The sequence below is a fragment of the Stenotrophomonas sp. GD04054 genome, from assembly GCF_029836955.1.
Classification (GTDB): domain Bacteria; phylum Pseudomonadota; class Gammaproteobacteria; order Xanthomonadales; family Xanthomonadaceae; genus Stenotrophomonas; species Stenotrophomonas maltophilia_A.
Window position 1 is genome coordinate 92,976 of the sequence record NZ_JAOECR010000002.1, and the last position, 12,848, is coordinate 105,823.

General features: G+C 66.7%; 12 protein-coding genes. 6 read left to right on the forward strand and 6 right to left on the reverse strand.

The window, feature by feature from the left end:
- Window positions 1–28 precede the first annotated feature (28 nt).
- The gene (pstS, locus tag N7573_RS02175) at window positions 29–1,117 is read right to left on the reverse strand and encodes a phosphate ABC transporter substrate-binding protein PstS (protein ID WP_049399479.1); all 1,089 of its coding nucleotides are present in this window, start codon (window positions 1,115–1,117) and stop codon (window positions 29–31) included.
- Window positions 1,118–1,630: 513 nt separating this feature from the next.
- Window positions 1,631–2,647 (reverse strand): phosphate ABC transporter substrate-binding protein PstS, encoded by a 1,017-nt coding sequence (gene pstS / locus N7573_RS02180; protein ID WP_279913964.1) that lies wholly within the window; start codon window positions 2,645–2,647, stop codon window positions 1,631–1,633.
- 552 nt (window positions 2,648–3,199) lie between these two features.
- Here pstS (N7573_RS02180) and N7573_RS02185 point away from each other — a divergent pair.
- Window positions 3,200–4,432: a porin gene (locus N7573_RS02185; protein ID WP_032127900.1), complete on the forward strand. Its 1,233-nt coding sequence runs from the start codon at window positions 3,200–3,202 to the stop codon at window positions 4,430–4,432.
- Window positions 4,433–4,513: 81 nt separating this feature from the next.
- On the opposite strand, the gene nth is transcribed toward N7573_RS02185, so the two are convergent.
- The 3 genes from nth to N7573_RS02200 are packed head-to-tail and all read right to left on the reverse strand — an operon-like array spanning window position 4,514 to window position 6,346.
- Window positions 4,514–5,206 carry an endonuclease III gene (nth, locus tag N7573_RS02190; protein ID WP_279943069.1) on the reverse strand — a complete coding sequence of 231 codons (693 nt, stop codon included), beginning with the start codon at window positions 5,204–5,206 and terminating at the stop codon, window positions 4,514–4,516.
- Window positions 5,206–5,559 carry a hypothetical protein gene (locus tag N7573_RS02195; protein ID WP_049399879.1) on the reverse strand — a complete coding sequence of 118 codons (354 nt, stop codon included), beginning with the start codon at window positions 5,557–5,559 and terminating at the stop codon, window positions 5,206–5,208. The genes nth and N7573_RS02195 overlap by 1 nt, the downstream gene beginning before the upstream one ends.
- A gap of 4 nt (window positions 5,560–5,563) precedes the next feature.
- On the reverse strand, window positions 5,564–6,346 hold the full coding sequence (locus tag N7573_RS02200; protein WP_032127897.1) for an enoyl-CoA hydratase-related protein: 783 nt from the start codon (window positions 6,344–6,346) through the stop codon (window positions 5,564–5,566).
- A gap of 167 nt (window positions 6,347–6,513) precedes the next feature.
- Between N7573_RS02200 and N7573_RS02205 the strand changes: the two genes are divergently transcribed.
- The 3 genes from N7573_RS02205 (at window position 6,514) to N7573_RS02215 (ending at window position 9,054) form a co-directional block, all read left to right on the forward strand.
- Complete coding sequence (locus N7573_RS02205) at window positions 6,514–7,215, forward strand: FKBP-type peptidyl-prolyl cis-trans isomerase N-terminal domain-containing protein (protein ID WP_279913953.1); 702 nt, start codon at window positions 6,514–6,516, stop codon at window positions 7,213–7,215.
- Between the two features lie 136 nt (window positions 7,216–7,351).
- Window positions 7,352–8,155: a CoA pyrophosphatase gene (locus tag N7573_RS02210; RefSeq protein WP_279913952.1), complete on the forward strand. Its 804-nt coding sequence runs from the start codon at window positions 7,352–7,354 to the stop codon at window positions 8,153–8,155.
- Window positions 8,152–9,054 (forward strand): sulfurtransferase, encoded by a 903-nt coding sequence (locus tag N7573_RS02215; RefSeq protein WP_279913951.1) that lies wholly within the window; start codon window positions 8,152–8,154, stop codon window positions 9,052–9,054. The genes N7573_RS02210 and N7573_RS02215 overlap by 4 nt, the downstream gene beginning before the upstream one ends.
- Before the next feature lie 317 nt (window positions 9,055–9,371).
- On the opposite strand, the gene N7573_RS02220 is transcribed toward N7573_RS02215, so the two are convergent.
- On the reverse strand, window positions 9,372–9,938 hold the full coding sequence (locus tag N7573_RS02220; protein WP_279913605.1) for an N-acetylmuramoyl-L-alanine amidase: 567 nt from the start codon (window positions 9,936–9,938) through the stop codon (window positions 9,372–9,374).
- A 72-nt stretch (window positions 9,939–10,010) separates the two neighbouring features.
- On the opposite strand from N7573_RS02220, the gene N7573_RS02225 reads away from it, so the two are divergent.
- Window positions 10,011–10,538: a hypothetical protein gene (locus N7573_RS02225; protein ID WP_279913606.1), complete on the forward strand. Its 528-nt coding sequence runs from the start codon at window positions 10,011–10,013 to the stop codon at window positions 10,536–10,538.
- A gap of 145 nt (window positions 10,539–10,683) precedes the next feature.
- A complete protein-coding gene (gene rlmKL, locus N7573_RS02230) occupies window positions 10,684–12,822 on the forward strand; it encodes a bifunctional 23S rRNA (guanine(2069)-N(7))-methyltransferase RlmK/23S rRNA (guanine(2445)-N(2))-methyltransferase RlmL (RefSeq protein WP_049423319.1) in 2,139 nt (712 codons plus the stop codon).
- Window positions 12,823–12,848: the final 26 nt, after the last annotated feature.

Here is a 12,848-nt window from a genome sequence, read left to right on the forward strand (position 1 = left end):
CCGCGCGGGGCGGGCACCGTCGTGTCCATCACTTCAGGTCGGTCGCCCAGTAGGCCTCGATCTGCTTGACCAGTTCGGCCGGCAGCGGCACGTAGTGCAGCTCGTTGGCCTGGGCCTGGCCGTTCTCGAAGGCCCACTTGAAGAAGGCCAGGGTGTCCTGGTTGCGCTTGGCGTCCTTCGGCTGCTTCTGCATCAGCATGAAGTTGGTGGCGGTGATCGGCCACGCCTGCTCGCCCGGGGCGTTGGTGATGACCAGGTTGAAGTCCTTGGCGCTGGCCCAGTCGGCGCTGGCAGCCGCAGCGGCGAAGGTTTCCGCGCTCGGCTCGACCCAGTTGCCGGCGGCGTTCTGCATGGCGGTGTACGGCATGCCGTTCTGCAGCGCGTAGGCCAGTTCGACGTAGCCGATCGAGCCCTTGATCTGCTTCACATAGGAAGCGACGCCTTCATTGCCCTTGCCACCGACGCCGTCCGGCCACTGCACCGAGGTGCCTTCGCCGACCTTGCTCTTCCACTCCGGGCTGACCTTGGACAGGTAGTTGGAGAAGTTGAAGGTGGTGCCCGAACCGTCCGAACGGTGGACCAGGGTGATCTTGCCGTCCGGCAGCTTCACGCCCGGGTTGGCGGCGACGATGGCCGGGTCGTTCCAGGTCTTGACCTTGCCCAGGAAGATGTCGGCCAGCAGGGCGCCGCTCAGGCGCAGCTTGCCGGTTTCCAGGCCTTCGATGTTGACCACCGGCACCACGCCGCCGATGGCGGACGGGAACTGGGCCAGGCCGGCCTGGGCCAGCTCTTCGCTGCTCAGCGGCTTGTCGGAGGAGCCGAAGTCGACGGTACCGGCCTTGATCTGGGCGATACCGCCACCGGAGCCGATCGACTGGTAGTTGATCTTGGCACCGGTGCTGGCGTTGTAGTCAGCCGACCACTTGGAGACCAGCGGGAAGATGAAGGACGCGCCCGCGCCGGACACTTCGGCGGTCACCTTGGCACCGGCAGCGGCCGGGGCGGCGGCACCGTCGGCAGCCGGCTGCTGCGCGGCCTGCTTGTCGCCACCGCAGGCCGACAGGCCCAGGGCGATGGCCAGGGAAAGGGCGGCAAGGCCGGCCGAGTGCAGTTTCATGGTCACTCCATAGCGGGGAAGAGCCGACGTCGTCGGCGGATGCGGCTATGAAATGATGTTTTTGTTACAGCCGTATTACGACCATGACAGAGGTGTCCTGGATCACGTTCTGACAAGGGTTTCACGGGGTTGGCCACGGTCCGGGAGACCCCCGGAGACCCGGGATCTGCGCACCGATATGACGGCCGTGGCTCTACAAACGCTCTTGCCTTTGCTCCTGCCTTTCATGACCCCACCGCGCCCGCGATGAACTGTCGAGAGGCGGTGGGCCAGGGCGTGCAGGACCGTCCACGGCATGGATGCCGTGGCCGAGCCCCCAAGGACGGGTTTACGGCGTGTCCTGCACGTCCTGGCCCACCGACTCACCGACGGATCAGCGAAGGCGCAAACGCTCTTCACGACCAATCCCCCAAAAACAAGAAGAGCGCGAGATCTCGAGGATCTCGCGCCCGGGTGGGATCGGCGGGGGAGAGAGGACCCGCCGATCCCGTTCCTGCGGGGGAACGCGCTTGCTTACTTCAGGTTCTGCGTCCAGTAGGTCTCGATCTGGCGGACCAGGCTGTCCGGCAGCGGCACGTAGTCCAGCTGGCGGGCCTGGGCGTCGCCGCTCTTGTAGACCCAGCGGAAGAACTCCTGGGTGGCCTTGCCGTTGGCAGGGTTCTTCGGCTTCTTGTGCACCAGGATGAAGTTGGTGGCGGTGATCGGCCAGGACTCGGCGCCCGGGGCGTTGGTCATCACCAGGTAGAAGTCCTTGGCGCTGGCCCAGTCGGCGCTGGCAGCGGCGGCAGCGAACGACGCGTCGCTCGGCTGCACGAAGCGGCCGGCGGCATTCTTCATCGCGGTGTACGACAGCTTGTTCTGCAGCGCGTAGGACAGTTCGACGTAGCCGATGCCGCCCTTGATCTGCTTCACGTAGGCAGCAACGCCTTCGTTGCCCTTGCCGCCGATGCCGGCCGGCCACTGGACCGAGGTGCCTTCACCGACCGAGCTCTTCCACTCCGGGCTGACCTTGGACAGGTAGTTGACGAAGTTGAAGGTGGTGCCCGAACCATCCGAACGGTGCACGACGGTGATCTTGGCGCTCGGCAGGGTCACGCCCGGATTCAGCGCGGCGATGGCCGGGTCGTTCCAAGTCTTGATCTTGCCCAGGAAGATGTTGGCCAGCACGGTGCCGTCCAGCTTCAGCGCGCCCGGGGCGATGCCGGCCACGTTGACCACCGGTACCACGCCGCCGATCACCGACGGGAACTGGGCGAGGCCCGAAGCGGCCAGTTCTTCCGGCTTCAGCGGAGCGTCGGAGGAGCCGAAATCAACGGTCTTGGCCTTGATCTGGGCGATACCACCACCGGAGCCGATCGACTGGTAGTTGACCTTGTTGCTGGTGGCGGCGTTGTAGTCGGCCGACCACTTCGACATCACCGGGTAGATGAACGAGGCGCCCGCGCCGGTGATTTCAGCGGCGTTGGCGGCGAACACGGACGACGCTGCGAAGACGGCAACGGCAACGCGCGACTTGAAGGCGTGGATCACGGGGTGGCTCCTGGGTTGATTGGGATGCGGGGTTACCCGCCCGGCGCACATTCCATAACGGTTCGATGACAGCGCAGGGACCGTTGTATGACGCAACCGTTACAGCGTTGGCCGGCGCCCGCACAGCCAGGGGCGTGAAGGTTCTGAGTGCTGCGGGCAACGTGATGACCATGCGCCGGAGACGGCCGTGGCCCGGTTGCGATCACGTTCTATATGTCGCTGATGGACTGCCCGGTGTGGTCGTCAATGCCATCCCGGCCTGGCATTCCGCAGTGATGCCGCGTCATCCACACGAAACCATCAGTGCAGGTGAGCGCTGCGCGGCGGTCGGCCCGGGCCGGGACGCTGATACGTGACGCCATATGCCGCAAGGGATCGACAAGCATGTGGCGGCAAATGAGTCGTACGCATGACCGCACGAAGAAATCTGTGGTTGGTGCTCAGGTTGTCATTCGGCTGTCATGGTTTTAACGGAATGTTCGCAAAACGCTTGACCGGCCTGCCGGCGTGGCGTTCTGCCCAAGCCATTCCAACCCTCTGGAGAAATCCAAAATGCGTTCCCATTTGCTCGCCGCCGCGGTCGTTGCAAGCCTCGGTCTGGTTTCCGCCGACGCCTTCGCAGCTCCCGCCAGCACGGGCGTATCCCAGGCACAGCTGCAGCAGCTGCAGGCGCAGATCGCTGCCCTGCAGGCCCAGGTCCAGCAGTTGCAGAACGATTCGCAGGCGCTGCAGGCACAGTCCGATGCGCAGTCCGAAGTGAACATCACCCAGGCCCAGGCCCTGGAAGGTGCACAGAAGACCCAGACCAGCGTCGACAAGCTGGCCAAGCTGGTCAATGACAACAAGATCGGCGGTCGCATGTTCTTCGACCTGACCAACATCGACAAGACCAGCAACGGCAAGGACACCGCCGCCAGCGGCACCGGCCTGGACGTCAAGCGCTTCTACCTGACCGTCGACCACAAGTTCAACGACATCTGGTCGGCCAACCTGACCACCGACTTCCAGTACAGCTCGGCCATCGGCAACACCGAACTGTTCGTCAAGAAGGCCTACGTGCAGGGTAGCTTCGACCCGGCCTTCAACCTGCGGGTCGGTGCCGCCGACATGCCGTGGATTCCGTACGTCGAGAAGTTCTACGGCATGCGTTATGTCGAGAACACCCTGACCGATCGCCTGAAGTACGGCAACTCGTCCGACTGGGGTCTGCATGGCTTCGGCAACCTGGGCAACAACTTCAACTACGCGGTCTCGGTCGTGTCCGGCGCCGGTTACAAGAACCCGACCCGCAGCAAGGGCATGGACGTGGAAGGCCGCGCGGCCTATACCCCGAACGAGAACTTCGTGGTTGCCGTCGGTGGCTACAGTGGCAAGCTGGGCAAGGAAACCGACATCCAGAGCGCCGAGAACACCTACACCCGCGCCAATGCGATGGTGGCCTACGCCAGCAGCGACTTCCGCGTCGGTGGCGAGTACTTCCAGGCCAAGAACCTCAACAACGTGATGACCGTTGCCACCGACAAGACCAGCGGCTGGTCGGTGTGGGGCAGCGTGCGCGTCACCGACGGCGGCATCAACGTGTTCGGTCGTTACGATGACACCGACGTCAGCAAGACGCTGGACCCGACCCTGAGCGACAAGTACTGGAACGTCGGCGTCGAGTTCCCGGTCATGAAGAACCTCAAGCTGTCGACCGTGTACAAGTACACGCACCTGGCCAACGCCAGCGACAAGAAGAACGACAAGACCAAGGAGTTCGGCGTCTGGGGCGACCTGTCGTTCTGATGTCCTGAAGCACTCTTGTCTACAAGCAAAGACGGCGGGCCCTGTGCCCGCCGTCCTTGTTTTGTCACACCACGAACGCGTTCACGCCTCGGCCGTGGTCTTTTCCTTGAACCGGCACAGGTCGGCGATCACGCAGCCGGGGCAATCCGGCTTGCGCGCCTTGCACACATAACGTCCGTGCAGGATCAGCCAGTGATGCGCGTCGAGCAGGAACTCGGCCGGAATCACCTTCACCAGTTTGTCTTCCACTTCGCGCACGTTCTTGCCCGGGGCCAGGCCGGTGCGGTTGGAGACGCGGAAGATATGCGTGTCCACCGCCATCACCGGCTCACCGAACGCAGTGTTGAGCACCACGTTGGCGGTCTTGCGGCCCACGCCCGGCAGCGCTTCCAGTTCATCGCGATCGCGCGGCACTTCACCGCCGTGCTTCTCCAGCAGGATCGCGCAGGTGGCGATCACGTTCTTCGCCTTGGCGTTGAACAGACCGATGGTGGCGATGTACTGCTTCAGCCCGTCCTCGCCAAGCGCGAGGATCTTTGCCGGGGTATTGGCCACCGGGAACAGGCGGCGCGTGGCCTTGTTGACGCCCACGTCGGTGGCCTGCGCCGACAGCGCGACCGCCACCAGCAGTTCGAACGGTGAGCTGTACTCCAGTTCGGTCTTCGGGTGCGGATTGAGTTCGCGCAGGCGGGTGAACATCTCCACCACGTCGGCGCGCGGCATGCTGCCACCGCGTCGCGCCGGTGCACGCGCGGTTTTCTTCGCAGTGGCCATTACTGCTCCTTGCCGGTGGCGCGGGCCTTGGCCCGGGCGAGGATGGCGGCGGCGGCCGGGGGCAGGGCGGGCTTCACGTCCGGCGCCGGGGCCGGCGTGCGTCGCGCATCGCGTTCGGCCTCGCGGCGGGCCAGGCGCACGGCACGGGCACGGTAGCGTTCGCGTGCGGCCCAGGCCGCGTGCAGCTGCTGCTGCGCCTGCTGCAGGCGTCGTGGAAGGTCCGGGTGGCCGGGCAGCAGCTGTTCGTCGCCGGCACGGGCGACGTAGTCCATCAGTCCGGCCTGCAGGGCGCCATCGAGATCGTCTGCCTGGACCCGGGCGAACAGCTGCGCGGGGTTGGGTCGGGATGCCATGGCGTCAGCGGTTCTGGAAGGCCGGTGGGCGGCGCTGCAGGAAGGCGCTGGTGCCCTCGCGCATGTCTTCGGTGGCGAACAGTAGGCCGAACTGCGCGCTTTCGTACTCCAGCCCAGCCTCCAGGCTGCATTCGCCGCCCACGTGTACCGCGTCGAGCAGCCCACGCAGGGCCAGCGGGGCCGAGCGTGCCAGCTGGCGGGCGATGTCCTGCACACGGTTGTCCAGCGCGTCGGCCGGCACCACCTCGTTGACGATGCCCAGTTCCAGCGCACGCGCGGCGTTGATCGGTGCACCCAGCAGGCACAGCTCCAGGGTGGCGGCGCGGCCGCACAGGCGCAGCAGGCGCTGGCTGCCACCGAAGCCGGGAATCAGGCCGAGGTTGATCTCCGGCTGCCCGACCTTGGCCGTATCGGCAGCAATGCGCAGATGGCAGGCCATCGCCAGCTCCAGCCCGCCGCCCAGGGCGAAGCCGTTCACGCGCGCGATCACCGGCTTGGGCATGCGTTCGATCTGGCGCATCAGGGCCTGGCCCAGCAGCGAGAAATCACGTCCCTGAACCGCGCTGAGAGTGTTCATCTCGGCGATGTCGGCACCGGCCACGAAAGCCTTCGGACCGGCACCGGTCAGCACCACCACGCGCACGTCCGGGTCGGCTGCGGCGGCGCTGAACGCCTCGGTCAGCGCCTGCAGGGTCGCGGCATTCAAGGCGTTGAGCTTGTCCGGGCGCTGGACGGTCACGGTGCGGATGGCGCCGTCGTCGGCGACAGCGATCAGGGCATCGGCCACGGGGAAACTCCTGAAACGTTAAAAAAAAGTGAGATTGAACTCCGCCAACGCAGACGGGTCTTAGCCTGCATCGTGAGTAGCGGTTACACGTTGTGCCCGTTATCCTAACCCGTCGCCTCAGGGCGGCGCAGAACGTCCCTGAGTTACCACCCCTGGAGAACTGTTTGATGAAGTTGCGTTCTATCGCGGTCGCCGTCGCGGCCCTGGCCCTGACGGGCAATGCCTTCGCCCAGGACGTCTCGTCCGAAAAGGGCAAGCTGAGCTACTACTTCGGTTACGACTACGGCAACAACCTGGCGGAGCTGACCGGTCGTGGTGAGCAGCTGGACATCAACTCGGTGGTGAAGGGTCTGCAGGACGCCTACGCCAAGAAGCAGCCGGCGATCACCGCCGACCAGCTGAAGCCGGCCGTTGAAGCGTTCCAGAAGCGCGAGCAGGGCCGTGCCCAGGCTGCCAAGGCCGAGTACGAAAAGGCTGCTGCCGAAAACAAGACCAAGAGCGATCAGTTCATCGCGGCGAACAAGGCCAAGGCCGGCGTGCAGTCCCTGCCGAGCGGCGTCCAGTACCGCGTGATCGAAGCCGGCAAGGGCGCCAAGCCGACCCAGGCCAGCACCGTGCAGTTGGAAGTGGCCGGTCCGTTCCCGTACGGCCAGCGCCCGACCGAAGCCCGCCCGGCCCAGCAGATTCCGTCGATCAAGGTCAGCGAAGTCGAAATGAAGGCCATGCGCGAGACCCTGCTGCAGATGCCGGCTGGCTCGAAGTGGGAAGTCACCCTGCCGCCGGACCAGGCCTACGGTGCCGACCCGCGCACCCCGTTCCCGCCGAACGTGGCTGTGCAGTTCGAGATCAAGCTGATCAGCGTCAAGTAAATCGAAGCGGTAAACGAAACGCGCCGGTGATCCCACCGGCGCGTTTTTGTTTGCGCGGAGCGCGACGCTTCCGTGCACTGCATATTGACCCCGCGCAAATCCAGCGTAATCGCGCTACTGTTGCCGGGTGCAAACAATGGAAAAAACGGCGCGTGTTGTCGCAAGTCCCTGCATCGGAGTGTGCACGCTGGATCCGCACCGGCAATGCACCGGCTGCGGGCGGCATATCGATGAGATCGCGCGGTGGTCGTCGATGAGCAACGAGGAACGCAGCCGCATCCTGCATCGCGTGCAACCTCTGCGTGAACAGCTGCAGCAATCACTGCGCGGCTCGCTGGCTGATCACGAGCGCCTGATGCGCGCGCTGCATCCACTGGCCGAGCCGCCGGCCGGCGACGGCTGGAACCGCAGCGAACTGAGTGACCTGCTGCCGCCCGGGCCACCCGTGGAAGCCGCCGTACTGGCCGGCATCGTGCCGCGCGCCAACGGCGCACAGGTCATTCTCACCCGTCGCACCGAAACCCTGCGCACCCATGGTGGCCAGGTAGGTTTCCCCGGTGGCCGCACCGAACCCGATGACCGCGATGCACTGGCGGCCGCGCTGCGCGAGAGCCAGGAAGAAATCGCACTGGCGCCGGGCCAGGTGCAGGCGCTGGGTTATCTCGATCCCTTTGTGACAATCACCGGCTACCGCGTCACGCCGGTGGTGGCCGTGGTCGATCCGGACTTCGTGCCGGTGCCGCAACCCAGCGAAGTGGCCGAGGTGTTCGAGGTGCCGCTGAATTACCTGATGGCCGCCGACAACCTGCGCCAGGTCGAAATCAATCATCGCGGCCGCGTCCGCCACGTCCTTGAATACGGCTGGCCCGGCCAGCGCATCTGGGGCGCCACCGCCGCCATCCTCTACAACCTGCGTCGCCGCCTGGAGCAAGTGCAATGAAGCCGATCGATCCGCCGTGGACCACCCTGGTCGATGTCGCCACCCTGGCCGCTGCATTGGGCGAGGGCGTTCGCGTGGTCGACGCACGTGCTACTGCCAGTGCCGCCGTACGCGTGGTCGATGCACGTTCCTCGCTGGCCGATCCGCAGGCGGGTAACGGCCAGTATCTGGCGGGGCATGTTCCGGGCGCGGTGTATGCCGACCTCAATCGGGACCTGTCGGATCTGACCCGCAGCGGCCACGGCCGTCACCCGCTGCCGGACAGCGATGCCTTCGCCGCGAAACTGGGCCAGTGGGGCATCGGTCCCGACACCCAGGTGGTGGTCTACGACGGCAGCGATGGCAGCATGGCCGCCTCGCGCCTGTGGTGGCTGCTGCGCCTGATCGGGCACAGCAAGGTGGCCGTGCTTGATGGTGGCATCGCCGCATGGCAGGGCGCAGGGCATCCCTTGGCGACGGGGCAGGATGAGGTGACCGCGCTGCCGGTTTACCCGGGCCGTTTCGACACCACCCAGATCGCCAATGCCGAGGAAATCAGCGCACGCCTGAAGCACGCGCCGGGCTGGTTGGTCGACGCACGCGCAGGCGAGCGCTTCCGCGGCGAAGTGGAGCCGCTGGACCCGGTCGCCGGCCACGTGCCCGGCGCGGTCAACCGTCCGTTTGCGTTGAACGTCGCCGACGGCCGCCTGCGTGATGCACAGGAACTGCGCGCCGAACTGCAGGGCGTGATCGGCAACCGTGATCCGCAGCAGGTGGTGCTGATGTGCGGCTCCGGCGTGACCGCCTGCCACCTGTTGCTGGCGATGGAAGCGGCCGGTCTGTCCGGCGCACGCATCTACGCCGATTCCTGGAGCGGCTGGGTCAGCGACAGCAGCCGCCCGGTGGCGACCGGCGCCTGAGGCGCGCGGGGTCGGATCCGTTTTCCAACGGAAAACGGCTCTGCCCCCATCAACTGAAAATCCGGGTCAGAGCCCGTTGCGTAGCAACGGGATCCGACCCCGTGTCGACCAAGGTCGACACCCACCAACAGCAGCAGAGATCTGTCGAAGGCGGGGTGGGTCCGGTTGCGAGGGTGTCCGCGGCATGGATGCCGCGGCCAAGCCCCCATGGACGGGTTTACGGCGTCCCTCGCAACCGGACCCACCCCGCCATCCTGCGGAATGCCAGCTCTTGACGTTGATGTTGCTTCTGCGGGTGCAGGGCGCAGCCCTGCCGCTTACCCAACCGGCTGCAACGGCACCTTCGCCAGGATCCGCGCCCACGGGAACAACGGCCCCGGATCACGCTTGCGTGCCACCATCAGCGCCGGGTCATCGCTGGCCGGCACCTGCTCCAGGTCCAGCTGGTCATGCCCGGCAATCCGCCGCAGCGACGGATAGTGCGCCACCAGCGCCTGCAGCAGGCCTTCCAGCGCCTGCAGCTGTGCCTCGGTGTAGGGCTCGTCCATCGCCTGCTGGCGGCTGTCGAACCAGTGCGGGTAGCGGCCGGTGTTGACCAGCTCGATGCCCAGCGTGTGTGCGTTCATGCCGCGCACGTGGTGGGCCACGCGCTCCGGCGCCACGTACTGCACCACGCTGCCATCGCGGTCGATGTAGAAGTGGCCGCTGTTGCCGGCGCCGCTGTCATACAGCACGCGCTCGCCGTACTCACGGGCCATCGCCAGATCGGGCAGCTCGGTGCAGTGGATCACCACCATCTCCAGCGTGGCCGGGTCGCGCAGTGGCAGACGGTCTTCGTAGGGCAGGGGCTGCAGCTGCAGGCCGGGCAGGAGCGGGTTGGGCATCCGGCGATGCTAGCATTGCGGCATGAACCTTCCTTCCCTTTCCTCGTCGGTCCGCTCCCATGGAGCGCGCGCATGAGCCGCGGCCACTGCATCCTGTCCCACGGTTTCGAGAGCGGCCCGGAGGCGACCAAGGTCACCGCGCTGGCCGACGTGGCGCAGCGCCTGGGCTGGACCCATGAGCGCCCGGACTACACCGACCTGGACGCGATGAGCGAGGTCAGCCGGGTGGGCGATGTGCCGACCCGCCTGCGCCGCCTGGTCGAACGCACCGCCATCTCTGCCCAGCAGGGCCCGGTGGTGCTGGCCGGTTCCAGCCTGGGCGCCTACATCTCCGCCATCGCCTCGTTACAGGTCCCGGTCGCCGGCCTGTTCCTGATGGTGCCGCCGACCACGATGGGCCCGATGCCGGCGCTGGACGCCGCCGCCGTGCCGACCACCGTGGTCCAGGCCTGGCATGACGATGTGGTGCCGGCCGCTGGAGTGATCGCCTGGGCCCAGGCGCGTTCGGCGCAGCTGCTGCTGGTCGACGACGGCCACCGCCTGGAGCACCACGTGGAGGCCTCCGCGCAGGCCTTCGAGCGCTTGCTGCGGCAACTGTGAAGCCCGGGCGCACGGCGCGCCCGCCCGCATTGACTACAATGGCAGCCCCGCCGCCCCCGGCGCGGGCCTGCCGGCCGTGCCTACGGCCCTCCTTTCCGACTGGCCCGGCCCCTGTGCCGCGCCCGACCACCTGCGAACCGATCCTGTGAAATTCTTCGTCTCCTGCGCCAAGGGCCTGGAATACCTGCTTGCCGATGAACTGTCGGCCCTGGGCCTTGGCAAGGCCACTGCCACCATTGCTGGCGTCAACGCCGAGGGCGAACTGGAGCAGGCGCTGCGGATCGTGATGTGGTCGCGCCTGGCCAGCCGCGTGCTGTGGCCGATCGACGAGTTCGACTGCCCGGACGAGCAGGCCCTGTATGACGGCGTGCGTGCGCTGCCTTGGCACGAGCACATCAAGCCGGAGATGACCCTGGCGGTGGACGCGCACGTGTCGGGCGACAAGATCACCCATGCCCGCTTTGCCGCGCAGCGGATCAAGGACGCCATCGTCGACCGCATGCGTGATGAAGGCCTGGAGCGCCCGTCGGTCAACACCGACCTGCCGGATGTGCGGGTCAACCTGTCACTGCGCAAAGGCCGTGCCTCGCTGTCGATCGACCTCGGCGGCGGCCCGTTGCATCGCCGTGGCTGGCGCGGCGCCGCTCACGAGGCACCGCTGAAGGAAAATCTGGCCGCCGCGCTGCTGCTGCGCGCGCAGTGGCCGCGGCTGCACGCCGCCGGTGGCGGCCTGCTGGACCCGATGTGCGGCAGCGGCACGCTGCTGATCGAAGGCGCGCTGATGGCCGCCGACGTTGCTCCCGGCCTGATGCGCCACGGCAGCCTGCCGCCGAGCCGCTGGCTGGGCTTCGACAAGGCCGCCTGGAAGAGCATCCAGAGCGAGGCGCGTGACCGCGAAGCGGCTGGCCTGGCCGCGCTGAAGCCGGTCATCCACGGCAGCGACATCGACCCGACCGCGATCCAGGCGGCACGCGAGAATGCCGAGGTGGCCGGTGTCGCCCACGCGATCCGCTTCACCCGCGCCGACGTCGCCGACCTGGCCGCACCGGAGCAGGAGATCGGTGCGGTGGTCTGCAACCCGCCGTATGACGAACGCCTGGCCGCCGACCCGGCGCTGTACCGCGCACTCGGCAATGCCCTGCAGAAAGCGGTGCCGCAGTGGCGCGCCAGCCTGCTGTGCGGCAATGACGAACTGGCTTTTGCCACCGGCCTGCGTGCGGGCAAGAAGTACCAGATGTTCAACGGTGCGCTGGAATGCGCGCTGATCGTCTGCGACCCGATCGCCGTGCCGGGCCGTGACCCGGCGCAGCCGCGCGAGCTGAGCGAAGGTGCGCAGATGGTGGCCAACCGCCTGCGCAAGAACCTGAAGAAGTTCAAGAGCTGGCGTGCCCGCGAGGACATCACCTGCTTCCGCGCCTACGATGCCGATCTGCCGGAGTACGCGGCGGCCATCGATGTCTACGAGGAAGACGGTGGCAAGCGCCGCACCTTCCTGCATGTGCAGGAATACGCCGCACCGGCGGCGATTCCGGAGAACGACGTGCGCCGCCGCCGCAACGAGCTGCTGGCGGCCGCGCGCGAAGTATTCGGCGTGCCGCCGGAACAGGTGTCGATGAAGTCGCGCGAGCGCGGCAAGGGCGGCAGCAAGTACGGCCGTTTCGAGCAGCGTGACGAGTTCATCGTGGTGCGCGAGAACAACGCGCTGCTGCAGGTGAATCTGTTCGACTACCTGGACACCGGCCTGTTCCTCGACCACCGCCCGCTGCGCCGGATGATGGCCGAGCAGGCGCGTGGCAAGCGTTTCCTCAACCTGTTCTGCTACACCGGCGTGGCCAGCGTGCAGGCCGCGGTGGCCGGTGCGGCCAGCACTACCAGCGTCGACCTGTCGGCCACTTACCTGCAGTGGTGCTACGACAACCTGGCGTTGAACGGGCAGGGCGGCAACCAGCACCTCCTGGTGCAGGCCGATGCGATGGCGTGGTTGGAAGGCGACCGTGGCCAGTACGACGTGATTTTCTGCGATCCGCCGACCTTCTCCAACTCCGCACGCGCCGATGACTTCGACGTGCAGCGCGAGCAGTTGAAGCTGCTGCGCGCGGCGGTGGCGCGGCTGGCACCGGGTGGCGTGCTGTACTTCTCCAACAACTTCCGCCGCTTCAAGCTGGAAGAGAACGCCATCGCCGAATTTGCCCAGTGCCGCGAGATCACCGCACGCACCATCGGCCCGGATTTCGAGCGCAACGCGCGCATCCACCGCGCGTGGGAACTGAAGCGGTTGGGGTAAGTCCGGTAATGCCGGCCGCTGGCCGG